The organism is Bradyrhizobium sp. A11 (genome assembly GCF_042077125.1).
Classification (GTDB): Bacteria; Pseudomonadota; Alphaproteobacteria; order Rhizobiales; family Xanthobacteraceae; genus Bradyrhizobium; species Bradyrhizobium japonicum_B.
Map to the genome: position 1 here is coordinate 2,108,886 of NZ_CP149509.1, position 23,624 is coordinate 2,132,509.

Sequence of the window (23,624 nt, forward strand, 5' to 3'; positions counted from 1 at the left end):
CGTCAGAACCCGTACAGCCGCGCCGCGTTGTCGGCCAGGATCTTCTTGCGTACCTCCGCATCCGGCGCCCACACCGGAAGCTGGTTGAGCAGGCGGCCGTCGTCGATCTGGTAGAGCGGCGCGATGTCGGTTGCTTTGCGGCCCTCGACCCGGCTGGAATCCGGATGCGGCCAGTCGGTGCCCCAGACGATGCGGTCCGCATTAGCCGCGATCAGCGCCCGGGCATAGGGCACCATGTCCTGGTAGTCGGGTGCGAGCTTCGAGGAGCGATAGGCGCCAGAGATCTTCACATACGCCTTGCCGGACTTGACCAGCGCGATCAGGTCGGAAAATCCGGGTTGCTCCAGGCCGAGCGAGGCCTCGAGCCCGCCGAAATGGTCGAACACGACCGGCACCGGCGCCGCCTCGACGAGGTCCTTGATCGCCGAGATCATCGCCAGCGTGGTGTAGAGCTGCACGTGCCAGCCGCGTGCCTTCATGCGCTCGACGGCGGCGGTGAAGCGCGGCCGGCCGACATTGGGATCGTTGACGCCGCCCGTCGCCAGATTGAGGCGGATGCCGCGGAAGCCGGCTTGATGCATCGCATCGAGCTGTGCCTCGGTGGCCTTGTCGTCGATCACGGCGACCCCGCGCGCGGTCGCGCCGCGTGCCTTCATGCCGAACAGGGTGGAGGAATTGTCGGTGCCGTAGACGCTCGGGGTGACGATCACCACGCGCTCGATATGCAGCGCCTTGTGCAGCGCGGCCATTTCTTCAGGGCTTGCCGGCTCCGGCGTATAGACGCGGCCTGCGAAGAATGGAAATTTTTCGACATCGCCATGGATGTGGGTGTGGCAGTCGCAGGCATGCGCGGGAACGTCGAAGTTGACCGGCGTCGCGGGCTGCGCCGCACGCGCGTGAGCTCTGCTGGTCATGGCTGTTCCGGCGGCAAGGGAGGCAAGCAAGACGCTGCGTCGGTTGAGCACGGGTTCTCTCCCTGTTCTATTTTCTTGATAGTTGTAAGGGAGAGTATCATATCAGCCTGGCAGCCGCCGCTGCGCTTCGCTGCATAGCTGCTCGATGAGGTCCGCAGGCGGGCGCGCGCCGTCGATGCGCACGATCGGGCAGGGCAGGCCCGCGAGCCAGGCTTCGTGGTTGGCGAGATTGCGGCCTTCGCGATCTCCGGCCTCGTAATGGGAGGCCCACTCGATAAAGGACTCGGTCTCGTCGTGGCGCCAGCCGCCCGACGCGACCGCGTCGGCGCCGAAATGGGCCGCCTCGCGGGCGCGCAAGCGCTGCAGCCGGATCTCGCGCGGCGCAGTCACGAAGACCACGAGATCGAACAATGGAACAAGCTCCTCGCCCCAGCCGGTGACGGATCCGCTCAGCACCCAATCCAGGCGCGGCAGAAACATCTCGTGCATCAATCGCAGCCGCTCGGATGCCGGACGCGTGGTCCGGTAGGGCGGCACGGTCGGCAGCCAGAAATAGTCGTCGGTGTCGTGATGCGGCAGCGCAAGCCGACCCGCAAGCGTGCGGCCGAGCGTCGTCACCCCGGAGCCCGAAGCTCCCATCAGATGGATGCGGCGGCTTTGCATCGGCTCCGCCCGGAAGAGTTGAGCTTATTGTCCCGACGGCGTGCGCAGGCCGTGCCAGGCGTCGCGGACCTGGTGGTAGTGCACCTCGGGCAGGTAGTCCGGCGTGTTCAGGTTCAGCGTCTTGACGTCGAGATGGCCGATGGCGCTGAGCAGCGTGTACGAGGCGATGACGCGGTCGCGCTGCGCGCCGATCAGGCGGGCCTTGGCCTGGATCAGGTCGGCCTGCGAGTTCAGCACGTCCACCGTGGTGCGCTGTCCGCCGGCGGCCTCGCGCTGCACGCCCTGCAGCGCGACGGTCGCAGCTTTCACCTCGGACTCCGAGGCCGAGACCGCGACCTTGGCGCCTTCATTGGCAACCCAGGCGCTGACCGCGGCCGTGCGCGCCTGGTTGCGAATCTGGTCGAGCACGAGCCGGCTCTGCGCCGTGATCTCCTTGGCCTGCCGGGTCTGCGCGGCGGCCTGGCCGCCGTCATAGATCGGGGCCGTGACGTTGGCGATGATCGAAGCCTGGTCCTCGGCGAAGGTGCCGAGCGTCGGGTCGTTGTTGCGGCTCTTGCTTGCGCTGCCCTGGATGGTGGCGCTCGGCAGCAATACGCCTTCGGCAATGCGGATGTTGGTGGAGGCGACGTCGACGTCGAAGCTTGCGGCCATCACCGCCGGATGCTGGCGGATCGCCATCGTCATGGCGTCTTCGCGGCTCTTCGGCAGATAACGGTCGACGGCCTCGGCGGCCCGAAGCTGCGACGGTGAATTGCCGATGACCTGCGCATAGGTTGCCTGGCTGACGGCAAGCGCGACCTCGGCGGCGTTGAGATCGGCAAGGCCGCGATTGAGGCGCGCCTCGGCCTGCGCGCTGTCGGTCGGCGTGACATCGCCGGCGTTGAGGCGGCGCTGGGTGACTGCGAGCGTCTCGCGCAGGAAGGCGACGTTGGAACGCTGCGCCTCGACCAGCGACTGGTTGGCGAGCACGTTGGTGTAGGCGGTGACGGCGTCGAGCAGCACGCCCTGGCCGACATTGCGCAGCGCCTCGCGGCCCGACTGCACCTGGAGCTCGGCGGCCCGCACGTTGTTGGCGGTCCGGAAGCCGTTGAACAGGGTCTGCGTCACGGTGACGCCGATGATCCATGGCTTCAGGTTACCGGTTTGTATGGTGTTGTCGGGCAATAGATTGCGCACTGATTGCAGGCCGGCGCTGAGGCTCGCCACGATCTGCGGCCGGTAACCGGCGAGGGCCTGCGGCACGTTCTCGTCGGTGGCGCGTTGTCGCGCCCGTTCGGCATTGAGCTGCGGATTGGTCTGGTAGGCCCTGGCGAGCGCCTCCGGCAGGGCTTCGGCCCAGGCGGCGGAGGGCAGGGCGCCACAGAGCGCCAGCGCGGCCCATGTGGCAAGCACGGCACCTGCGCCCGGTCGGCGCCGCGTCATCACGCGACCAGCTCTGGCGGCACGCCCAATCATGTAATCCCGCTTAATCCCGGCTGTCCGCCCCCGCCGACGGTGGCCTCTTAGCTGTTTAACCAGCCGAGGTCCCGCAGGCAAACTGCCGCGGGGAAAACCCCCATGAAATCCGTGCTTGTTGCAGCTGCGTCACAGGGATCCCGTGTAACGTGGCGAGCCTTACAACAGCCTGACCGTTCGGCGCCGTTACCGGTTCTTGTTCACCGGCTTGCGCTTCTCGATGAACGCCGCCATGCCCTCGGAGCGGTCCTCCAGCGCGAAGGTCGCGTGGAACAGGTTGCGCTCGACGCTCATACCTTCGGCGAGCGTGGTCTCGAAGGCGCGGTTCACCGCTTCCTTGGCCATCGCGGCGGCAGGGCGCGACATCGCGGCGATCTTCTCGGCCGCCGCCATCACCTCGTCCATCAGCTTGTCAGCGGGCACGATGCGGCTGACGAGGCCGCTTCGCTCGGCTTCCGCCGCATCCATCATGCGGCCGGTGAGGCACAGGTCCATGGCCTTGGACTTGCCGATCGCGCGCGTCAGGCGCTGGGTCCCGCCGATGCCGGGAATGGTGCCGAGCGTGATCTCGGGCTGGCCGAACTTTGCGGTGTCGGCGGCGATGATGATGTCGCACATCATGGCGAGCTCGCAGCCGCCGCCGAGCGCGTACCCAGCAACCGCCGCAATCGTCGGCTTGCGGCAACGTGCGACGCGGTCGCCGCCGATCGCGGCAAAATCCTCCGAGAACATGTCGATGAAGGCCTTCGGCTGCATCTCCTTGATGTCGGCGCCGGCGGCAAAGGCCTTCTCGCTGCCGGTCACGACGATGCAGCCGATGGCATCGTCCGCCTCGAGATCATCGACCGCGGCCGCGATCTCGCGGAAGACGCCGAAGGAGAGCGCGTTGAGCATTTTCGGCCGGTTCAGCTTGATGATGCCGACCGCGCCTTTGCTCTCGACGATGATGTGTTCGAACGTGCTCATGCTCCACCCACGCGTTTGATTGAGCGGGCAATGTGCCCGCTGGCGCGGATGGCTTCAAGAGGGCCGCAGCCGCCAGGACGCGCGGGGCCGCGCGTCCCGACGGAACCGCGATCAGGCCATGAACATGCGCGCGGCGGACGCAAGTGTCAGCAGCGTGCCGACGCCGATGAAGATCTTACCGATCAGGGAGCTCTGGTCCCAGGCCGAGCTCTGCTGGCTGCTTGCCATCACCGGCGCCGGCCGGGGCTGGGCCTCGGTTGCGGCAATGACCGCCTTCTTTGCCGGCGGATCGTCCTGTTGCGCGGCGCGGTCGATGTCGTTCAGCTGATCGGGTGCGACGACCTGGCTCTCGGCGTTGGGGGCGCTGGTATTGTCGGCTGCGGCCTGAACATTGTCGTTGGCACGGTTTGTCATCGCGGAGGCCGCAGCCGAGGTCGGCGTGTCTGTGGCGGCGAACTGCGCGTTGGCGTTGGCAACCGCCGGCGGCATCTGGCTCGAGGCCGGCAGGTTGTTGTCGGCCGCCTTGCTCTCAAATGACTTGCTCTCAGGCTTGCTGTCAGACTTGGCCTCGTCGGCCTTTGCCTGAGGATCAGCCTTGTCGTCCGGTTTCTGTGCCGTCTTGCCGGTGCTGGTGCGGCGAGACTCGTGGCGCCGATGCTTGCCCGGCTTGGCCGCGTCGGCCTGCTTGCCCGCGCTGTCCGATTTGCTCGCGGCTGAGCTTGGCTCCGCCCGTGCAGAGCCTCCGAACAGCAACAAAAGCCCGGCCACAACAATCAGGGCCGCGCGCCCGCTGGCTTTCATCATGTGATGATCTCCCCAATTCCGCCCGTCCCGGAAGCGAACAGAGACCCTGGGGCGTGACGACAGCGGGGCGGAAAATGGGAATCTTCGGGCACCACCGGGCAAAAACGGGGCAAACCGGCTCCGTGCTGCCGGCCGCCGGGTGCGGGCCGGGGCGATCGGTGTTATGAGCCGTCGCGGAGATTGACGGCTGTATCGGTCGCGAGGCCCGGCCAATGATCACGAATTCGTGATCATTGCCGCCTCGCGTAACAAATTGATCGAATGGCCGAATTGCATGGTGAGGGGCGCGCGTGCGCGGACGTGAGGACGAATGGACCGGCCTGATGCGGTCGGCCATGGCAGGCGATGATGCGGCGTATCATCGCCTGTTGAAGGCGGTCACGCCGGTGCTGCGCGCTGCGGCGAGGCGCGGCCTGGCGCGGGCCGGGCAGCCTCCCGATCAGGCCGAGGATATCGTGCAGGAGATTTTGTTGGCGGTGCACCTGAAGCGGCACACCTGGGACAGCGAAGCCCCCTTCGCGCCCTGGCTGTTCGCGATCGCCCGCAACAAGCTGATCGATGCGCTCAGACGGCGCGGAAGGCGCGTCTTCGTCAACATCGACGATTTCGCCGAGACGCTGCCGGGAGAGGCGCCGCAGGAGACGGCTTCGGCCGGCGAGGTCGCGGCGCAACTGGGCACGCTGCCGCAGCGCCAGCGCGACGTACTGCAGTCGATCGCGGTCGAGAGCGCCTCGATCAAGGACACGGCGTCGAAGTATTCGATGAGCGAAGGCGCGGTGCGGGTCGCCCTGCATCGCGGACTTGCGGCACTCACTGCCAAATTGCGGGACCACTAGTCATGGATACCGACCAACTGATCCGCTCGCTCGCAGCCGACAACGCCCACCGCGTGCCGCGCGTCGGGACCGTGCTGACCATGGCGCTGCTGGTGGCCGCGCCCCTGTCGATCCTGATTTTCGCGACCTTCCTCGGAATGCGGCCGGACGTGATGACGGCCATGCGCAATCCGTTCTTCGACATGAAGTTCGCGGTCACCTTGTCGCTCGCGATCCCCGCGATCATCGTCAGCCTGCATCTGTCGCGTCCCGAAGCGTTGATGCGCGGCTGGGGCTGGCTGCTGCTGCTCCCCGTAGGGTTGCTGGCGGTCGCGATCGGCAGCGAGGCGGCGATGGCGCCGGCGATGCCGATGACGATGCGGCTGATGGGCAAGAACTCCAGGGTGTGCCTGGTCGCCATCCCCGCGATGTCGCTCCCGCTGCTCGCAGGTGCGCTGTTCGGCCTGCGGCATGGTGCGCCCTCGCATCCGGCGCTTGCGGGCGCGCTCGCCGGCCTGGTCTCGGCCGGCCTCGCCGCGACGCTCTACGCCTCGCATTGCACCGACGATTCCCCGCTGTTCGTCGCGACCTGGTACACGCTCGCGACCGCGCTGGTGACGGCGATCGGCGCGGCGGTGGGATCCAAAGTCCTGCGCTACTAACGAGCCAGCTTCACGCCGCCGGAATCGTGCTCTGCTGCATGCGGTGGAAGCGCAACACCTGCTGCGCGGTCGACGAGCGCAGCGCCTCGTAGGTGTCGCGCAGCGTCAGCACGTCGGTCTGCGGGCCGCCCGAGAGCTTCTCGCGCATGGCGATGATGGCGCGCACGCTTGGCCAGGACATGCCCGCGACCTTGGCGAGGATCATCACGCCCTCGGTGCGGCTTTCGATCATCATGGTCTCGGCGGTCTCGACCGCGACGCCCGCGAGCGCGGCGAGCCCCGCATTGGTCTCGTCGAACTTGCCCTGCTCGGCGAAAGTGGTGAGCTGGACTTCGTCGAGGCGGCCGTCCTCGTGCAGGGATTTCACCAGCGCACGCGCCATCTCGGTCTGCTTGTTCATGGCGGCGGCGCGCATCCTCTGGGCAACTTCCTGGACCACGCTCGACACCTCGTCCGCGAACTCCGGTTGGGCCGCCTCGAGCTTCCTGCGCACGCTCAAGGACGCCTTGGCGACCAGCTTCAGATAGTAATGGCGCGGCAGGTCGGGCCGTAGGCCGATGCAGGTCGCGAGGTCGTCGTCGCGTTCGGCGCGGGTGACGAGGTCGGTGAGGCTTCCCTCCGAGAGCCGCGCGCCCGGATTATTGACGGTCGACTGCACCACGTCGGCGTTGCCGCGCGTCACCAGCACGTCGGTCAGCGCCTCCGACAGCACGCGCCGGAGCGAGATCGCCTTGAGATGCGCCTGGCCTCGCGTGCGCGCGATCTCGATCAAGGTCGTCTCGTCCAGCCGTTCCGATTTCGACAACACGGGCCCGGAGACCTCGATGACCTCGTCGAGCGCGAGCGTGCGGATGATTTGCGGCGGCGCGGCCGCGATCGGTGCGAGGCGGTCGGCCAGCAGCGCCCTGGCCGACGTCTCGATCTGTTCGACCAGGCACTGGAACACGTCGTCGAACAGGCGGATGTGGTCGTCGGAATAGTCGACCGCGTTGCCCACGAAGAGATCGGTGACGCGGCGCAGCGTCTCGACCCGGCGCGCCACGGTGCCGTGCGAGAGCGCAGTCTGCAATTCCTCGAGCAGGTTCTCGGATGATTTTATGGATTTGGATCTCATTGCCCTGTCCTGGAGCGTTCGGTCCGGCCGCTTCTGTCGTGCCGGAATCAAATGGATTGGTCAGCTGGTTGCAATGCGGTTGCGCCCTTGCGCCTTGGCGGAATAAAGCGCGCGGTCGGCGCGGGCGAGAAACGTGTCGGCAGTATCGAGGTCGCGCAGCGTCACGACGCCCGCAGAAAGGGTCACGCGCATGCCCGGGGAGAATGCACCCCAGTCGAGATCGGCGACGATGCTGCGCAGGCGATCGAGCATGCGCTGCGCGGCATCGCCGGACGTGTCCGGCAGCAGCAGCAAAAATTCCTCGCCACCGTAGCGGCCAAAGCTGTCGGATGGGCGGATATTGGCGAAAATGGTGATCGCGAAGGTGCGCAGCACCTCGTCGCCGACGGGATGGCCGTGGGCGTCGTTGATGCGCTTGAACCAGTCGAGATCGGTCAGCGCGATCGCGCAGGGAGCCGAGGTCTGTCGCGACTTTTCGATCTCGGCGTCGAGAAGGCGCATGATGCAGCGGCGGTTGTAGGAGCCGGTGAGCTCGTCGAGCTCGGCCAGTTCCTCGATGCGCCGATAGGCGGCCTTCAGCTCGATGCTGCGCCGGTACAGGATCTTGCGCAGGGTCGCGCCGAACAGGCCGAGGAAGGCGCACTGACCGATCACCAGCACGAAGCACAGCATCGAGGCGGTTCGCTCCAGGCGGGACGCAACGGGCAGTCCGATCGGCAGGTCCGTGCCCAGGAAGACGAAGCCAAGCCCGCAGGTGGCAAGGCCCCAGGTGACCATCGCCTGGCGCGAGGTCATGCGCAGCGTGCCGAACGCGAAGATCAGAAACAGCACGGCGACGAACGCGACCCCGATCGTCGGCACGGCGAGCAGGAACAGCAGCTGCAGCGCCATATGCGCCGAGATCTGGAACACGGTGAGGTAGTGATCTTCAAACCGGTCGCCGAAGCCGGCTTCCGACAGTACGGTGAAGGTCCCGATGATCAGGAGGCCGCCGAGCCAGAACAGCGACGGAACGGCCATGTCGACCGTGCCGCCATAGGCGTAGAGCAGCAGGACGGAGGCGCCCAGCGAATAGCTCGCCACCTGGCCGATATACATCTGGCGGCGCTGCCGGGCCCGCCGCGCCCGGACTTCGGGGGCCGCAGCCTCGGGGGCGAGGACGATATCCGCGACCTCAGCAGCATTCCTCTCGGGAAATGACGTCGCGGCCGTGCCCATGATCCCGCCAAAGGTGGATGTCAGCGTAAAAATCTACGTGGCAAGCCTTTAGGTTTGGTATCCTTTGAAACCGAATCCGAACCGTGCAGCACGGAACAAGGTGATGGGCCGGCGAAAGAAATTTTGCCGGCGGTCAGGCATCGGTTTGCGGTGCGATCGAGCCTAAGTTGGGCTTGGCGAGACAGATGTCGTGCGGCGCTGCTATGGAACCGGACGAGGCCGGGCCGCCTGTGCCGGACAGGCATTTCCGTAAGGAAGTATCTCAGTATTATGTTACCGATCTGGATTGTGGCGGCCGACGGCTGCGGGCGGGACAGGAAAAAAGCGCGTATGTGGGGTGGATCACACCGGCGCCCGTACGAGTGCGGTAAATTGAACAATTTTGCACCCCCAGTCGAACCGTCTGCTGCGCCGACCCGACCAACCTTGCGAGACGGCCTTTGAGCGTGACACAGGCGGCTTCGGACGAGGTCCTGATCGCCAGGATCGCCCAGGGTGACCGGCTCGCCATGCAGGTGCTGTACGGGCGGCACCATGTCAGGGTCTACAGGTTCGGGCTCAGGCTCGTGCGGGACGAGCAGGCGGCGGAAGACCTCATCAGCGAGGTGTTTCTCGACGTCTGGCGTCAGGCCGGCAAGTTCGAGGGCCGATCCGCCGTTTCGACCTGGCTTCTGGCGATCACCCGATTCAAGGCCCTGTCTGCGCTTCGGCGCAGGAAGGATTTCGAGCTGGACGAAGACGCCGCGAACGCGATCGAGGACACGTCCGACGATCCGGAAACGGTGGTGCAGAAGAAGGATACCAGTGCAGCGTTGCGGGGGTGTCTGACGGGCCTCTCGCCGGAACACCGGGAAATCGTCGATCTCGTCTACTACCACGAGAAGTCCGTGGAAGAGGTGGCCGAAATCGTCGGGATACCGGAGAACACTGTGAAGACGCGCTTGTTCTATGCGCGCAAGAAACTGGCCGAACTGCTGAAGGCAGCCGGCGTTGAGCGAGGCTGGCCATGATGGCTTTGAGCAAGAAGATGCTGGAGCAAGAGCCCGGTGAAATTGAACTGCTGCTGCCGTGGCACGCTGCCGGCACGCTGAATGCGCGCGATGCGCGCCGGGTCGAGGAAGCGCTGGCGCGCGATCCCGTGCTGGCCAGGCAATACGCCGCGATCCGCGGCGAATACGAAGAGACCATTCATCTGAACGAGAGCTTGGGGGCTCCCTCGGCACGCGCGATGCAGAAGCTGTTCGCCGCGATCGACGCCGAGCCGGCGCGGGCGACCGGCTCGCTGCCGCTGTCGGCGCGCATCTCGACCTTCTTCGCGAGCCTGTCGCCGCGCACGCTGGCGTGGTCGGCGGGCCTTGGCGCCGTCGCGCTCGTGCTGCAAGCCGGCGTGATCGGCGCCGTGCTGATGAAGAACCAGCCCGCGACCTTCCAGACCGCTTCGCTCTCGACCAGCGCGCCGATCACGCGCGAGCTTGGCAGCGCTGCCGCGCCGGCACGCGCCCTGGTGCGCTTCACGCCCGAAGCGCGCATTGCCGACATCACCGCGCTGCTCGACAGCTACCACGCCTCGATCATCGACGGCGCCAGGGGCGGCATGTTCCGCCTCCAGTTCGACAAGACCATGAGCCAGGACGAGCTGGCTTCGCTGCTCGGCAAGATGCAGCGCGAGAAGTTCGTCAACCTCGCCGTCGCGGCGCCCTGAAGCATGATCCGGAAAAGTGCGCAGCGGTTTTCCGTAAAGATCATGCTTGAACGGCAAGCGGTCGGCGCGGCGCTTCTGATCGCCGCCTGGCTCGGCGTCGAGGTTGCGCAGGCGCAGGCGATCATGCGCACCCCCACCATCAGCGTGCCCTCGCGAACGCCGACCGTCTCGCCGAGCATCACCCCGCGGGTCAGCCCCAATATCGCCGCGCAGGCCGTCAACGTCGGCCCCGGCCCTCGGACGATCGCGACCATTCCCCACACCACGGCGTCGCGGATCCGGCCGCCGACGACGGTGCTGCCCCATGCGCGCTACTCGCCGAACCTGTATCAGGCCTGCACCGCGCCCTATCGCGATGCCGATGGCGAATGCCTAGCGCAGCCGAGTGCCGGCGGCGGTGGCGCAGCCAAGTCCGCCAAGAAGAGCGCCGGCAAGGGCCGAGGCGACGCCACGCCGGCCGCCGCCAATCTGCGCAGCTTCGCCAATGAATTCGTGGCGGAGATCGATGGCACGCTGTCGCCCGGCGATGCCGACGCGCTTGCCCGCCGGCACGGCTTGACGCGCATCTCGTCGGAGAATTTCCCGCTGATCGGGGCCACCTTCGGTCTGTTCCGCATCACCGACGGCCGTCCGTACGAGACGGTGCGGCGCGAATTCGCGGCCGACGGCAGCGTGCGCTCGGTCCAGCCGAACTTCCGATATGCGCTCCAGGACCAGAAATCGACGATCCAGAGCGGGGGCGATCCCGCCCAATATGCCCTGGCCAAGCTCCGCCTGCCGCAGGCGCATAAGCTGGCGCAGGGCGCCAACGTCACCATCGCCGTGATCGATTCCGGCATCGATGCCCGGCATCCCGAGCTCGCCAATTCCATCGCCGACAATTTCGATGCGCTCGGCAGCACCGAGGGGCCGCACGTCCACCGGCATCGCCGGCGCGATCGTGGCGCATGCCCGGCTGATGGGCAGCGCGCCCGAAGCGCGCATCATCGCGATCCGTGCCTTTGGCGGGGCGAACGGCGGCACCGAAAGCTCGTCCTACATCATTCTGCGCTCGCTGAATTACGCCGCCGAGCACGGCGCGCAGATCGTCAATATGAGCTTTGCCGGTCCCAAGGACGCGGTGATCGAGCGCGCCATCGCGGCCACCGCCGCGCGCGGCCTCGTGCTGATCGCGGCCGCCGGCAATGCCGGCGCGAAGTCGCCGCCGCTCTATCCGGCCGCCAATCCCAACGTCATCGCGGTCAGCGCGACCGACCAGCAGGACAGGCTGTTCACCGCCTCCAACCGTGGCAATTACATCGCCCTCGCGGCGCCCGGGGTCGACATCTTCCTGCCGGCGCCGGACGGCAAATACCAGATGACGTCGGGAACCTCGTTCTCGGCGGCCTATGTCTCCGGCGTCGCGGCGTTGCTGCTCGAGCGCAATTACGCCTTGAAGCCGGAAGCGCTGCGCATGACACTGGCCAAGACCGCGCGCGACCTCGGCTCGCCCGGGCGTGACGAACTGTTCGGCGACGGTCAGACCGATGCGTTTGCCGCGGTGATGGCCGTTCCCGCCGACAGCGCCACGCCGGTCGCGGCTGCGTCCGGTACAACAAAACGTGAAGATGCCGGCAAGCGTCGCGATGAGCCCAATAGCCGCGCGATCGAACAACCCTCGCTGTCGAGCGCGGATGAGAAATCCACGGATTCTCAGGCGGATAGGCCGACGGCGCGATAGCGGATGCGACAAAGATGCACGCGCGCCGAAGGCCAAAAAAGCAAACGTCGCGTTGAACGTTCAGCTCCCTGCCACGACCAAATTATGTGGGAGCGGTCATCCCTCCCCATAGGTCATATCAGGCGCGAGCGCCCATCCACCCCAAGCGCCCATATGGCTCGACCCGTCCGGTTGTCCCCCCGGACGGGTCTTTTCTTTTCAGGATACTTTTTGAGCGCAGCGGATTCCGGTTCGCGTGACGAAGATGCCTCAAGACCAGAATCCAGAGCATCGATGCTTCGGGCGTCGCATTCTTTGAAGCGCCGCGGACGCTCAGCTTTCGGTTGAACGGCCACGCCGGCATCCACGTCCCGCCCGGGCAAGCAGGCAGCAGGTCCGCTATGCTTGTGCGAAGCTTGACTCGAAAACGCAGCAAATCTCCGCACGACTACGGTATTTGACGACGTGGGCGGCGTCGTTGCTGGACAAGTCAAATCTTTTCCACAAAATATTGATGTCGCGTTGAAATTGATTCGTGTGCGTTGCGTCCCCGCATCCGTGTTCTCTCCTGACGGGCTGGTTCATGACACATCGCCAAGAATCCGACTGCGCGTCTGCTCGTGTCGTGGCTGCTGGCCGCGATGTCGCGGCGCGCTGGTGCGCTCTCGCCGAGCAGCGGCTGCAGCATCTCTCCGAAATGTTCGAGACCGGCCGCTGGCGCCGCTATCACTCCGAGATCGCATTCCTCGAAAACATCCAGGAAGCCAAGCTCGCGGTCCAGACCTGGCGCGCGCTCGCAACCGGTGGAGACGTCGCCGAGGCGGCGGCGAGCGTGACCCCGGCATTCGGCTGGTCGCCGGCGACCATGCCCCGCGTATTTCCGCGCGAGCAGCAGCCGCAGACCGTGCAGCCGAAGTCCGTCCATATCGCCCCCGAGACCGCCGTACCGGTCAGGCTTGATCCGACTCCGGACGTCCTTGCCGAGGTCACCGAAGCGCTGCTCGCCGCGCCCCCGGCCCCGGCGTCATTTACCGCGCCTGCCGAGATGCCACCGCTCAAGGCTCCCGCTGCGAGGGCGCCGCTCACCGCACCCGCCGTGAGATCGCCGCTCGCCGCGCCCGCCGCAATGGCTCAGTTCACCGCGCCGGAAGTGAAGCCACCGCTCGCGGTGCCTGCCGCGAAGCCGCCGAAGGCTGTGCCTGCCGCGATGGCGGCGCTCCTGTCGCAATTCGTCCCGCCGGCCGAGGAAGTCGTCGCAGCCCCCGAGCGCGTCGTCGAATTCACCTTCAGCCTCGACGGCCTGGAAGCCAAGTACCCGCTGCTCAGGAATGCGTTCTAACGCTCCGAAGGTTGGCAGAGGGAAGCAACCGCGGCTCTCGCCCCGTCATCCTGAGGCGCGAGCCATGGGGCGCGAGGCGTCCCGTGGCGAGCCTCGAAGGATGAACGGCCCGGCCGCCAGCCGCGCCTACCTTCGGACCGCATTGCCGCCGAGCACCACCTGCGCAAATCGTTGCGCGCCCTCTGCCGACAGATCCGAGGTCACGGCACGGGCGTGATCGAGGCCGACGACGGCGCCGCGCGGGGTCTCCGAGATCATGTTGTTGTTGACGAGCGCAATGCCGGCGCCCGACACGACGGAGACGCCCACACCCGCCAGTGCCCTGCGGATCACGTTGCCCGTGATCGCGACGTCGCGCAGATATCTGCCCCAGCCGGCGACGATGCCGTAGGACGGCGCGTTCTCGATCACGTTGCCGGTCACCGACGTATCCGCCTCGATGTAGATGCCGACGCCGGCATCGTCGTCCGGCGCGGTGCCGATCGGTCGTTTCGGGATCAGATTGCGGATGATGTTGCCCTGGACCACGGCGATGCGGCCGCCCTCGTTGAAATTGCACACGGAGACGCCGACGGCGGCGCCATCGACCGTGTTGTTGGCGATCACGGCGGCCTCGAACGCGAACTCCGAATAGAGCGCGACCTCGCGCACGTCGCTGACGCTGTTGCCGGTGATGTGGATATTGGAGGCCGAATTGCCGCGCACCGCGGAATAGTCGCAGTTCCTGATGCGGTTGCCGCGCACGATCACGTTGCCGGCACGGAAAGCGTTGATGGCGTTGCCGTACTGGCCGGAGCCGCCGGGGCCCGCCTTGATGTTCTCGATGCGGTTGTCGGCGACCAGCGTGCCGTCGTCGCCGATCGACGTGCGCAGGATCTCGATGCCGTTGTCGTTGGTGCCGAGAATCGTGTTGCGGGAGACGTTGAGGCCTTTGGCATCGAACGACACCAAAGCCGTCACCGCGATGTCGGTGAAGATATTGCCGGAGATCTCGCCTGACACCTGCTCGAGCCAGATGCCGCTGCCGCCCGAGTTCGTGATCTCGCAATCGGCGATGCGGACGTCGCGTCCGCCGAGCAGGTGGATCAGGCCGCGCCGGGCCGGCAGCGCAATGCCGCCGCCGTCGACGGTGATGCCGGAAAGACCAACGGAGTTCGAACCCTCGCTCAGGATCGCCGAGGGCCCGCCGGTGAAGAGAATCTTCGTCGCTCCGCGCACGCCGATCAATTGTGCGCCGTGCGGCAGCCGCAGCAGCCCGCTGCGGTAAACGCCGGGCGGCAATGCCAGCGGCATCTGCGCCCGCGCGGCTTCATCGATCGCACGTTGGAGCACGCGGGTCTGATCCTCGCTGCTGCCGGGGCGCACGCCGTATTGCGTGGCGTCGCGGCCGAGCAGGGACGTCAGCGGTGCCGCGCGCGCGGCGTCGGCCGGCATCGCCAGCGCACCGGCGATGCCGGCGGTGGAAGCTCCGATGAGGTGACGGCGATTGAGGTCCATGAGGCGTCCTCCGGCGGACGCGGGGGTCCGCGAGGCCTAGGTAGCGCAGGGCGGGCGAGGGCGCGGGGATTGTTCGCGGTAGGGTTAAATGTTTACCGCCAAGACGCTGCCGTAGAGTGGGCAAAGCGAAGCGTGCCCACGATCTGGTGGCTGACGGAACGAGATGGTGGGCACGGCGCAAGGGCGCCTTTGCCCACCCTACGAAATCCGCGTGGTCCGCTGCTTCCGTGCCAACTGCACCATTTCCATCAGCATGGCCTCGCCGGCATCGACGAGTTCCTCCAGCGTGATCCGCGGCGCCCCCTTGCGGCGCGCGGCGCTGCTGCGCGCGAGCAGGGGGATATGGACGAACGCCGCAAGCTGCGGACCGCCGGCCTTCACGTTCTCGATCGCGCGCCAGCTCAAATAATTGCAGAGATAGGCGCCGGCATCGCGCGAGGACCGTGCATCGATGCCGGTGAGGCGCGCGGCGCGCAGCAGCCTTGCGGTGTGCGGGCCGAACGTCATGGCGTCCGCGTGGCCGGCGATGCCGCGCTTGCTCGATCGGGTGTTGGCGGCATCTGGCCAGAGCATGGTGACGGCATTGCGCGCGCGGGTCTCGATCCGCAGGTAAGGCGTGCGCGCAGCAAGGCCGAACATCAGAAGCGCATCCGGCTTCACTTTCGCGAGCACGTCGGGCAACTGCCGGTCGACCGCGGCATAGGTGACCGGGAAGATGTGGCTGGCGATCGCGACATCATCGAGTGCCGGACGGCGCAGTTGCGCCAGCCGTGCCACCAGCGGCTGGGTCGGGTTATGGGGGGCGCCGGGAAACGGCCCGAAGCCGGTGAGGAGAATGCGGAGTTTTTCGCTCATTGCAGCAATCCCAGGATCTGCTCGGCGGCGAGTGCCGGGGTGAGGTGGCCCTCGGCGACCTCGGCTTCGATCTTCCGGACCTTGGTGCGAACCGACGCCTCGCTGCGCAGCCGCGCCAGCATGCGCTGCTCCAGCATCGACCACATCCATTTCACCTGCTGTTCGCGCCGGCGCGCGGCGAAATCGCCGGAGGCATTCATCGCCTTGCGGTGGTCGAGGACCTTCTGCCAGAGCTCGGCGATGCCGGTGCCGGCCAGTGCCGAATAGGTGACGACGGGAGGATGCCAGTGCTCGGATCGCGGAGCCAGGATATGCAGCGCGCCGCGATAGTCCGCGGCGGTGATGTTGGCGCGCTTGAGATTGTCGCCGTCGGCCTTGTTGATCGCGATCATGTCGGCGAGCTCGACGAGGCCCTTCTTGATGCCCTGCAGCTCGTCGCCGCCACCCGGCAGCATCAGGGCGAGGAAAAAGTCGGTCATGTCGCAGACGGCGGTCTCCGACTGGCCGATGCCGACCGTCTCGACCAGTACGACGTCAAAGCCGGCCGCCTCGCACAGCAGCATCGCCTCGCGGGTCTTCGCCGCGACGCCGCCGAGCGTGCCCGAGGACGGCGACGGCCGGATGAAGGCGTGGTCGGAGGCCGCCAGCCGCGCCATCCGCGTCTTGTCGCCGAGGATCGAGCCGCCGCTGCGCGCCGAGGACGGGTCGACCGCGAGCACCGCGACCTCATGGCCCTGTTCGATGAGATACGTCCCCAGCGCATCGATGGTGGTGGATTTGCCGACGCCGGGCGAGCCGGTGATGCCGACGCGGAACGCCTTGCCGGTGTCCGGCAGCAGCATCTGGACCAGCTCGCGCGCCAGCGCCTGATGGTCGCCGCGCCGGCTCTCCACCAGCGTGATGGCGCGCGCCAGCGCCGCGCGGCTGCCGGCGCGGAGCTCCTTGGCGAGGGTCTTGATGTCGAGCGAGGCCTTCTTCTCAGTCATGCCCTGCTTTACAACGCCGAGGCGGGGCAGGCGAGGGCCGCCCGCCCGATATCACCGGCTCGCTGCTGCCGCGGCTTGCGGCTGCTTCACCTTGCGCCAGATCCACACCATCACCGGCCAGAGCAGGGCGCCGATCGCCATGGCGGCGAGGATGGCTGCGATGGGACGTTCGAAGAACGGCAAAATGCTGCCGTCGGACTTGATCAGCGAGGTCACGAAGGCCTGCTCGACCATGGTGCCCATGACGATGCCGAGCACCATGGCGGCGACGGGATAGCCGTTCGTTTCCATGACATAGCCGATCACGCCGAAGGTGGCGACTGTGACGACGCCGAACATGTTGTTGCCGATCGCGAACGAGCCGACCGCGCAGCACAGCATGATGATCGGCATGATGGCCGAGCGCGGCGCCAGCAGGATATAGGCGGCGACCCGGATCATGGCGATGCCGAGCGGGATCATCATGATGTTGGCGATGATGAACATCAGGTAGATCGCGTACATGCTCGACGCCTTCTCGGTGAACAGCGTCGGGCCCGGGTTGAGACCCTTCATGTAGAGCACGCCGATCGCGATCGCGGCGATGGTGTCGCCGGGAATGCCGAACAGCAGCGAGGGCACCCAGCCTGAGGCGATGCTGGCATTGTTGCTGGCGCCGGCCTCGACCAGGCCCTCGACGTGGCCGGTGCCGAACTTTTCCGGCTCCTTGGAGAAGCGTTTCGACATCGCATAGGAGACCCAGGCGGCCATGTCGGCACCGGCGCCGGGCAGCACGCCGATGATGATGCCGACGATGTTTCCGCGCGTCATCTGCCAGCGATACAGCTTGGTCAGCTTCCACTGGCCGGCCAGGATGCTGCCGAATTTTCGGCGCGGCAGCGGCGGCGGCTCGGGCGTCAGCATCGCGCGCATCACCTGCGCCACCGCGAACACGCCGACCAGCGCCGGGATCGGCTCGATGCCGCCGAACAGATCGGTGAGGCCGAAGGTGAAGCGCGGCACACCGCCGGGATTCTCGATGCCGATGCAGGCGACGAGCAAGCCGATGAACATGCCGGCGATCGCCTTCACCGGCGAGGAGCGCGCGACCAGAGTCGCGCACATCAGGCCGAGCAGCGCCAGCCAGAAATATTCGAAGGTCGAGAACGACAGCGCGATCTCGGCGAGCGGCGGCGCCAGGATCATCAGCGACAGCACGCCGGCGATGCCGCCGACGGCGGAGAACCACACGCCGGCCCCGAGCGCGAGCTCGGCCTGGCCCTTGCGCGTCATGGCATAGGCCTCGTCCGCATAGGCGGCGGAGGCGGGCGTGCCGGGAATGCGCAAGAGCGCGCCGGGGATGTCGCCCGAGAAGATCGCCATCGACGATGCCGCGACGATCGTCGCGATCGCCGCGATCGGCGACAGGTAGAACGTGACCGGGACGAGCAGGGCGGTCGCCATGGTTGCCGACAGGCCCGGCAGCGAGCCGATCACGAGGCCGTATACGGAGGCTGCGAACATCGAGATGATGACCTCCCACGTGGAGATCAGCGCGAACGCGTCGAGCAGGGTTTTCAGCATGGGATTACCAGGGCGTCGGCAGCAGGCCGGCGGGCAGCGGCACGCGGAGCAGCTTGCCGAAGATGAGGTGGACGGCGAAGGGCGAGAGCGCGGCGAGTGGCAGAGCCAGCTTCCACTTGGCGCCGAGCGCCGTCGAGGTGACGTAGACCATGATCGCTGCGGTGATGATGAAGCCGAGCCTGTCGGCTGCAACCACGTAGAACAGCAGCAGCAGCGGCGGCAGCAAAGCGCGCAGGCCATAGAGCCTGCCTTGCGGCGGCGGGGCTGCCGCTTGGCCGTCCTCCAGCGGGATCAGCTCTTCCTCCTCCTCGAAGGAGTGGCCGATGCCGAACACGATCGCGAGCCCGCATAGTGCAAGGCCGCAGCCGATCACCAGCGGGAACACGTTGGGGCCGACCGGCTGTCCGGGCACCGGCGGCAGGATCCAGCCGCCATAGGCGGCCGCCGCGCCGAGGGCGATGAGAAACGATCCCGTGACGGAGTCGGGAAGACGCATGGAGAGAGCCTTGATCTTCTCCCTCGCCCCGCGTGCGGGGAGAGGGTCGGGGTGAGGGGGAGTCTCCGCGGGGACGGAGAGAATTGGATGCGCGGAGAGTCCCCCTCACCCGAATTCGAGCCTTGCTCGAATTCGACCTCTCCCCGCACGCGGGGAGAGGGAAGGAGCACTCAGCGCCGAGCGCCGCAGTAGCAGATCACGCCTTGCTGAGGCCTGCCGCCTTCATCGCTCCGCCCATCTGGGCGTCGCCCTTGTCCATGAAGCTGGCGAAGTGGGCGGCATCGCCCCACACCGTGCCGAAGCCGCGATTGCTCATGAAGTCCTTGAACTCGGCGGAGTCGTAGACCTTCTTCAGCGCCGCAGTGAGCTTGGTTGCGATCTCAGGCGGCAGGCCCTTCGGCGCGCCGATGCCGCGCCAGGCGCCGGTCGCGTAGTCGATGCCCATCGCCTCCTTCAGCGTCGGCACGTCCTTGAAGACCGGATTGCGTGCGGGCGCCATGATGGCGAGGCTCCTGGCCTTGCCGGCCTCGATGATGGCGCGCGCCTCCGGCACCGAGCAGGTGGTGAGGTCGAGCCCGCCGGCGGCAAGATCCTGCATCGCCGGCGCCGCGCCGTTCGACGGCACCCAGGCGACCTGGTTGGCGGGCAGGCCCATCGCCTGCATCCAGCCGACCAGCGCCAGATGCCAGATGCCGCCCTGGCCGGTGCCCGAAGCCTTGAACTTGCCGGGAGGCGCGGCCTTGATCGCGTCCGCGAGTTCCTTGACGGTCTTGTAGGGCGAGGACGAGGAGACCTGGATGCCGGGGGGATCCTCGTTCATCAGGGCCAGCGGCGTGTAGCTCTTCGGCGTCAGCTCGGTGAGGCCCTGCCAGTGCATCATCGAGATTTCGACGGTGAGCATGCCGATCGTGTAGCCGTCGGGCTGCGCGGTCGCGATCGCGCTGTGTCCGACCACGCCGGAGCCGCCGGTGCGGTTGACCACGTTGAAGGGCTGGCCGAGATCCTTCTCCAGCAGTGCGGCGACGATGCGCGCGGTCGCATCGGTGCCGCCGCCGGCGCCCCAGGGCACGATCACGGTGACCGGCCGGGCCGGATAGGCCTGAGCGAGTGCGGGCTTGAACCCGAAAGCGGCGGATGCCGCGACGGCGGCGGTCGAAGCCGCAAAGGTACGGCGCGAAATCTTGGACATTGAATGCCTCCCAGCGGCGCCCGTGACGCCGGGCGCTCTTGATCAATGGCGACATTCTAGTCGGCTTTGCAGCGCCGCCGCAAGGTAGCGCTACCAACGAGATCGACATGTTGTGCGAAAACAGCATGCCCTTTGGATGGGCCGTCGGGAATCGGGTGGGTTTTGCCGGCGTGCTTCGCCAACCTGAGCGCGTAACCAAAGCCAAAGGCAAGCTATCGATGACCCAAGCCTATTACAGCGCCGTGCTGGACTGCCCGCTGGACGACGTCTGGTCGCTGATCCGCGATTTCAACAATTATCCCGCCTATATCGACGGCGTGAGCGAGAGCGTGATCGAGGACGACAAGCGCGGCGATGAAGTCGGCGCCATCAGACGCTTCTGCTATCTCGGGAACTGGATCCGCCAGCGCCTGGTCGATCATTCGGACCGGCAGCACACCCTGACCTATGCCGGTCTCGAAGCGCTGCCGTATCCGCAAGATGACGGAGACCGGCCGCCGGCGCCGACGCGCTATCAAGGCACCATGCATCTGCGCCCGATCGTGGAAGGCGACCGCACCCTGATCGAATGGTCGGTCGCCCTCGAGACCGAGCCTGCGGACGCCGACCGCTGGCAAGCCCTGTTTGCGTCCTGGATTCCCGATTGGACGGATTCGCTTGCGCGGACATTGGCGCGCGCCCATCCGCGATCCTAGCGACCGTTCACGGCTCCTCGGCGGCGCCCTTCGGCCGTGCGCCGCCGAAGATGCGGGTGCCTTCGGCGCTGAGATAAGGCTTCAGCGTCTCCCACGGCACGAAGGCGACATACTCGCCCTCGGCATAAGGACCGACGGCGTAGGGCGGATAGTGGAAGGTGAGGCCGGAACTCTTGCCCGCTTCGGTCGAAGGCGCCAGCGTCACGGCGCCGATCTTCAGCAGGCTCGGCGCGACCCCTTTCAACCACTCGTCGGTCGCGGTGTCGCTGGCATCGCGCTTCTTCTTCTCCGTCTTGAGCGAGGCGATGATCGCCTTCGCCATCGCCTTCATGGTCGGCCCGCTATCGGCAGTCTCGGTGAAGAACGGACGGATCGAGATGCGCTTGTGGTCGGCCTTGTCCCACAGGATCGTGTTCACGTCCGAGTTCGGATGCGCACCCCTCGTATTCATGTAGTCGTTGCGCAGGATGCTGACATAGCGATCAGCGACGACCGAGCGGATCTCATACTTGCGCTCGAACTCCCAGCCACCGTCCCTAGAGAACTGCGGATCGGCCTTGCGCGCGGCGGCAGCTTCCGCGGCATTCTTGTCGAGCCACTTCTTGCCTTCCGCCAGGCAATCCGCCGCCAGCGCCGCATCCGCCTTGATCCTGTCGTCGAGGAAAACGCGCGCCTCGATGCTCCTGGTCTTGACGATGGCGTCGGGCTTGGGGTCGGCGGCGTGGGCGGGACTGAACAGCGCGCTGCAAACCATGGCGACAGCGAGCGCACGCGTGAGCATTGGCGCGAGAAACATCACGCAAATTCCTTCTTGCCGGAAGATAGATGCCGAAGCTACTCCGCCGCCTCGCTATGCCCGAGACGGGCGTTCAGCTTGCGGATCAGCTCCTCGGCGGCTTCCGCGATCACCGTGCCCGGCGGGAAGATCGCCTCCGCACCGGCGGCATAGAGCGCATCGTAATCCTGCGGTGGCACCACGCCGCCGACGATGATCATGATGTCGTCGCGGCCCTGCTTCTTCAGCGCGGCCTTCAATTCCGGCACGGCGGTGAGGTGGGCGGCGGCGAGCGAGGAGACGCCGAGGATGTGGACGTCGTTCTCGACCGCCTGCCGCGCGGCTTCGTCGGCGGTGGCGAACAGCGGCCCGATGTCGACGTCGAAGCCGATGTCGGCAAAGGCCGAGGCGATCACCTTCTGGCCGCGATCGTGCCCGTCCTGACCGATCTTGGCGACCAGGATGCGCGGGCGGCGGCCTTCCGCCTCCTCGAAGGCGTCGATCAGCGCCTGAACCTTCTCGACCTGGTTGCCCATGCTGGAGGCCTCCCGCTTGTAGACGCCGGTGATGGATTTGATCTCGGCGCGGTGCCGGCCGAACACCTTCTCCATCGCGTCCGAAATCTCGCCGACGGTCGCCTTGGCCCGCGCAGCATCGATGGCGAGCGCGAGCAGATTGCCGTTGCCTTCGCCGGCCGAGCGCGTGATCGCCGCAAGCGCGGCATCGACGTCCTTCTGGTTGCGCTCGGCTTTCAGCCGCGTCAGCTTGTCGATCTGCAGGCGGCGGACGTTGGAATTGTCGACCTTGAGGATCTCGATGCTGTCCTCGTCGGTCGGCTTGTACTTGTTGACGCCGATCACCGCCTGCTTGCCGGCGTCGATGCGCGCCTGCGTCTTGGCCGAAGCCTCCTCGATGCGCAGCTTCGGCAGGCCGGCCTCGATCGCCTTCGCCATGCCGCCGAGCTCCTCGACCTCCTGGATGTGGGCCCACGCCTTGGCCGCGAGGTCGCGCGTCAGCCGCTCGACATAATACGAGCCGCCCCAGGGATCGATGATGCGGGTGGTGCCGCTCTCCTGCTGCAGGAACAGCTGGGTGTTGCGGGCGATGCGGGCCGAGAAATCGGTCGGCAGCGCCAAGGCTTCGTCGAGCGCATTGGTGTGCAGCGACTGGGTGTGGCCTTGGGTCGCCGCCATCGCCTCCACGGTGGTGCGCATCACGTTGTTGAAGACGTCCTGCGCGGTCAGCGACCAGCCGGAGGTCTGGCTATGGGTGCGCAGCGACAGCGAGCGCGGATCCCTGGGGTTGAACGGCTTCAGGAGCTTCGCCCAGAGCAGCCGCGCGGCGCGCAGCTTGGCGACCTCCATGAAGAAGTTCATGCCGATCGCCCAGAAGAACGACAGGCGCGGCGCGAAGCGGTCGACGTCGAGGCCGGCGGCAAGGCCGGCCCGTAGATATTCGACGCCGTCGGCCAGCGTATAGGCAAGCTCGAGATCCTGCGTCGCGCCGGCTTCCTGCATGTGATAGCCGGAGATCGAGATCGAATTGTATTTCGGCATCTTTTGCGAGGTGTAGGCGAAGATGTCCGAGATGATCCGCATCGAGGGCGCGGGCGGATAGATATAGGTGTTGCGCACCATGAACTCTTTCAGAATGTCGTTCTGAATGGTGCCCGACAGCTTTTCCGGCGGCACGCCCTGTTCCTCGGCGGCGGCGACGTAGAGCGCGAGGATCGGCAGCACCGCACCGTTCATGGTCATGGACACGCTCATCTGGTCGAGCGGAATCCCTGCGAACAGCGTGCGCATGTCGTAGATGGAATCGATGGCGACGCCGGCCATTCCGACGTCGCCGCCGACGCGCGGATGATCCGAGTCATAGCCGCGATGGGTGGCGAGGTCGAAGGCGACCGAGAGGCCCTTCTGTCCGGCAGCTAAGTTGCGGCGGTAGAACGCGTTGGAATCCTCCGCCGTGGAGAAGCCGGCATATTGCCTGACGGTCCAGGGCTGGTTGACGTACATCGTCGGGTAGGGACCGCGCAGGTAGGGCGCGATGCCCGGATAGGTCTCGAGGAAATCGAGGCCGGCCAGATCAGCCTCGCCATAAGCGGGCTGCACCAGAATGCCCTCGGGCGTCAGCCATGGCTCGGCGCTGCCGGCGGGTGCTACAGTGGTTGCCCTCTCGAAGGCAACATCGGCAAAGTTCGGAATGCGGCTCATG

General features: G+C 66.7%; 21 protein-coding genes and 1 pseudogene. 7 read left to right on the plus strand and 15 right to left on the minus strand.

Features of this window, described 5'->3' with window-relative positions; all coding sequences use genetic code 11:
* Positions 1-2 precede the first annotated feature (2 nt).
* The 5 genes from WI560_RS09715 to WI560_RS09735 form a co-directional block, all read right to left on the minus strand.
* On the minus strand, positions 3-965 hold the full coding sequence (locus WI560_RS09715) for an amidohydrolase family protein (RefSeq protein WP_375307824.1): 963 nt from the start codon (positions 963-965) through the stop codon (positions 3-5).
* Positions 966-1,016: 51 nt separating this feature from the next.
* A complete protein-coding gene (locus WI560_RS09720) occupies positions 1,017-1,577 on the minus strand; it encodes a hypothetical protein (RefSeq protein WP_375307825.1) in 561 nt (186 codons plus the stop codon).
* A gap of 24 nt (positions 1,578-1,601) precedes the next feature.
* Positions 1,602-3,032, minus strand: a complete 1,431-nt coding sequence (locus tag WI560_RS09725; RefSeq protein ID WP_375307826.1) for a TolC family outer membrane protein — start codon at positions 3,030-3,032, stop codon at positions 1,602-1,604.
* A 186-nt stretch (positions 3,033-3,218) separates the two neighbouring features.
* Positions 3,219-3,998 carry an enoyl-CoA hydratase gene (locus WI560_RS09730; RefSeq protein WP_028135354.1) on the minus strand — a complete coding sequence of 260 codons (780 nt, stop codon included), beginning with the start codon at positions 3,996-3,998 and terminating at the stop codon, positions 3,219-3,221.
* Positions 3,999-4,109: 111 nt separating this feature from the next.
* Positions 4,110-4,802 carry a hypothetical protein gene (locus WI560_RS09735; protein ID WP_375307827.1) on the minus strand — a complete coding sequence of 231 codons (693 nt, stop codon included), beginning with the start codon at positions 4,800-4,802 and terminating at the stop codon, positions 4,110-4,112.
* Positions 4,803-5,092: 290 nt separating this feature from the next.
* Between WI560_RS09735 and WI560_RS09740 the strand changes: the two genes are divergently transcribed.
* Together WI560_RS09740 and WI560_RS09745 are read left to right on the plus strand one after the other, a co-directional pair.
* Positions 5,093-5,638, plus strand: coding sequence for a sigma-70 family RNA polymerase sigma factor (locus WI560_RS09740; RefSeq protein WP_257177486.1), 546 nt, complete (start codon positions 5,093-5,095; stop codon positions 5,636-5,638).
* 2 nt (positions 5,639-5,640) lie between these two features.
* Positions 5,641-6,279: an NrsF family protein gene (locus WI560_RS09745; RefSeq protein ID WP_375307828.1), complete on the plus strand. Its 639-nt coding sequence runs from the start codon at positions 5,641-5,643 to the stop codon at positions 6,277-6,279.
* 10 nt (positions 6,280-6,289) lie between these two features.
* On the opposite strand, the gene WI560_RS09750 is transcribed toward WI560_RS09745, so the two are convergent.
* Positions 6,290-7,393, minus strand: a complete 1,104-nt coding sequence (locus tag WI560_RS09750) for a DUF2336 domain-containing protein (RefSeq protein ID WP_375307829.1) — start codon at positions 7,391-7,393, stop codon at positions 6,290-6,292.
* Between the two features lie 60 nt (positions 7,394-7,453).
* Entirely contained in the window at positions 7,454-8,611 is a 1,158-nt protein-coding gene (locus WI560_RS09755; protein WP_375307830.1) for a GGDEF domain-containing protein, read from the minus strand.
* A gap of 440 nt (positions 8,612-9,051) precedes the next feature.
* Between WI560_RS09755 and WI560_RS09760 the strand changes: the two genes are divergently transcribed.
* From WI560_RS09760 to WI560_RS09775, 4 genes and pseudogenes are all read left to right on the plus strand, one after another.
* A complete protein-coding gene (locus WI560_RS09760) occupies positions 9,052-9,621 on the plus strand; it encodes a sigma-70 family RNA polymerase sigma factor (protein ID WP_028135360.1) in 570 nt (189 codons plus the stop codon).
* Positions 9,618-10,313: a hypothetical protein gene (locus WI560_RS09765; RefSeq protein ID WP_375307831.1), complete on the plus strand. Its 696-nt coding sequence runs from the start codon at positions 9,618-9,620 to the stop codon at positions 10,311-10,313. Before WI560_RS09760 ends, WI560_RS09765 begins: the two co-directional genes overlap by 4 nt.
* A 3-nt stretch (positions 10,314-10,316) precedes the next feature.
* Positions 10,317-12,033, plus strand: a pseudogene (locus tag WI560_RS09770) (S8 family serine peptidase).
* Between the two features lie 604 nt (positions 12,034-12,637).
* Positions 12,638-13,351, plus strand: coding sequence for a TIGR03809 family protein (locus WI560_RS09775; RefSeq protein ID WP_375308804.1), 714 nt, complete (start codon positions 12,638-12,640; stop codon positions 13,349-13,351).
* A 126-nt stretch (positions 13,352-13,477) separates the two neighbouring features.
* Here the strand turns inward: WI560_RS09775 and WI560_RS09780 are convergent, their stop codons facing one another.
* The 6 genes from WI560_RS09780 to WI560_RS09805 form a co-directional block, all read right to left on the minus strand.
* Positions 13,478-14,848: a TIGR03808 family TAT-translocated repetitive protein gene (locus WI560_RS09780; protein ID WP_375307832.1), complete on the minus strand. Its 1,371-nt coding sequence runs from the start codon at positions 14,846-14,848 to the stop codon at positions 13,478-13,480.
* 198 nt (positions 14,849-15,046) lie between these two features.
* On the minus strand, positions 15,047-15,703 hold the full coding sequence (locus WI560_RS09785; RefSeq protein ID WP_375307833.1) for a pyroglutamyl-peptidase I: 657 nt from the start codon (positions 15,701-15,703) through the stop codon (positions 15,047-15,049).
* A complete protein-coding gene (meaB, locus tag WI560_RS09790) occupies positions 15,700-16,689 on the minus strand; it encodes a methylmalonyl Co-A mutase-associated GTPase MeaB (protein WP_375307834.1) in 990 nt (329 codons plus the stop codon). The genes WI560_RS09785 and meaB overlap by 4 nt, the downstream gene beginning before the upstream one ends.
* Positions 16,690-16,740: 51 nt before the next feature.
* Positions 16,741-18,252, minus strand: coding sequence for a tripartite tricarboxylate transporter permease (locus WI560_RS09795; RefSeq protein WP_028135370.1), 1,512 nt, complete (start codon positions 18,250-18,252; stop codon positions 16,741-16,743).
* A 4-nt stretch (positions 18,253-18,256) separates the two neighbouring features.
* On the minus strand, positions 18,257-18,748 hold the full coding sequence (locus WI560_RS09800) for a tripartite tricarboxylate transporter TctB family protein (RefSeq protein WP_257177498.1): 492 nt from the start codon (positions 18,746-18,748) through the stop codon (positions 18,257-18,259).
* A gap of 196 nt (positions 18,749-18,944) precedes the next feature.
* Positions 18,945-19,937 (minus strand): tripartite tricarboxylate transporter substrate binding protein, encoded by a 993-nt coding sequence (locus WI560_RS09805; protein WP_257177499.1) that lies wholly within the window; start codon positions 19,935-19,937, stop codon positions 18,945-18,947.
* A gap of 218 nt (positions 19,938-20,155) precedes the next feature.
* Between WI560_RS09805 and WI560_RS09810 the strand changes: the two genes are divergently transcribed.
* A complete protein-coding gene (locus tag WI560_RS09810; RefSeq protein ID WP_375307835.1) occupies positions 20,156-20,632 on the plus strand; it encodes an SRPBCC family protein in 477 nt (158 codons plus the stop codon).
* 7 nt (positions 20,633-20,639) lie between these two features.
* Here the strand turns inward: WI560_RS09810 and WI560_RS09815 are convergent, their stop codons facing one another.
* Positions 20,640-21,428, minus strand: coding sequence for a DUF3298 domain-containing protein (locus WI560_RS09815; RefSeq protein ID WP_375307836.1), 789 nt, complete (start codon positions 21,426-21,428; stop codon positions 20,640-20,642).
* A gap of 38 nt (positions 21,429-21,466) precedes the next feature.
* On the minus strand, positions 21,467-23,623 hold the full coding sequence (gene scpA, locus WI560_RS09820) for a methylmalonyl-CoA mutase (protein WP_375308805.1): 2,157 nt from the start codon (positions 23,621-23,623) through the stop codon (positions 21,467-21,469).
* Position 23,624 lies beyond the last annotated feature (1 nt).

Excerpts from the sequence above, each read along its gene's own strand:
- WI560_RS09785 (WP_375307833.1), bottom strand. The coding sequence starts at position 15,703 with ATGAGCGAAAAACTCCGCATTCTCCTCACCGGCTTCGGGCCGTTTCCC.
- WI560_RS09750 (WP_375307829.1), bottom strand. The coding sequence starts at position 7,393 with ATGAGATCCAAATCCATAAAATCATCCGAGAACCTGCTCGAGGAATTG.
- WI560_RS09755 (WP_375307830.1), bottom strand. The coding sequence starts at position 8,611 with ATGGGCACGGCCGCGACGTCATTTCCCGAGAGGAATGCTGCTGAGGTC.
- WI560_RS09725 (WP_375307826.1), bottom strand. The coding sequence starts at position 3,032 with ATGATTGGGCGTGCCGCCAGAGCTGGTCGCGTGATGACGCGGCGCCGA.
- WI560_RS09805 (WP_257177499.1), bottom strand. The coding sequence starts at position 19,937 with ATGTCCAAGATTTCGCGCCGTACCTTTGCGGCTTCGACCGCCGCCGTC.
- WI560_RS09795 (WP_028135370.1), bottom strand. The coding sequence starts at position 18,252 with ATGCTGAAAACCCTGCTCGACGCGTTCGCGCTGATCTCCACGTGGGAG.
- scpA (WP_375308805.1), bottom strand. The coding sequence starts at position 23,623 with ATGAGCCGCATTCCGAACTTTGCCGATGTTGCCTTCGAGAGGGCAACC.
- WI560_RS09745 (WP_375307828.1), top strand. The coding sequence starts at position 5,641 with ATGGATACCGACCAACTGATCCGCTCGCTCGCAGCCGACAACGCCCAC.
- WI560_RS09780 (WP_375307832.1), bottom strand. The coding sequence starts at position 14,848 with ATGGACCTCAATCGCCGTCACCTCATCGGAGCTTCCACCGCCGGCATC.
- meaB (WP_375307834.1), bottom strand. The coding sequence starts at position 16,689 with ATGACTGAGAAGAAGGCCTCGCTCGACATCAAGACCCTCGCCAAGGAG.
- WI560_RS09810 (WP_375307835.1), top strand. The coding sequence starts at position 20,156 with ATGACCCAAGCCTATTACAGCGCCGTGCTGGACTGCCCGCTGGACGAC.
- WI560_RS09735 (WP_375307827.1), bottom strand. The coding sequence starts at position 4,802 with ATGATGAAAGCCAGCGGGCGCGCGGCCCTGATTGTTGTGGCCGGGCTT.
- WI560_RS09815 (WP_375307836.1), bottom strand. The coding sequence starts at position 21,428 with ATGTTTCTCGCGCCAATGCTCACGCGTGCGCTCGCTGTCGCCATGGTT.
- WI560_RS09730 (WP_028135354.1), bottom strand. The coding sequence starts at position 3,998 with ATGAGCACGTTCGAACACATCATCGTCGAGAGCAAAGGCGCGGTCGGC.
- WI560_RS09800 (WP_257177498.1), bottom strand. The coding sequence starts at position 18,748 with ATGCGTCTTCCCGACTCCGTCACGGGATCGTTTCTCATCGCCCTCGGC.
- WI560_RS09765 (WP_375307831.1), top strand. The coding sequence starts at position 9,618 with ATGATGGCTTTGAGCAAGAAGATGCTGGAGCAAGAGCCCGGTGAAATT.
- WI560_RS09720 (WP_375307825.1), bottom strand. The coding sequence starts at position 1,577 with ATGCAAAGCCGCCGCATCCATCTGATGGGAGCTTCGGGCTCCGGGGTG.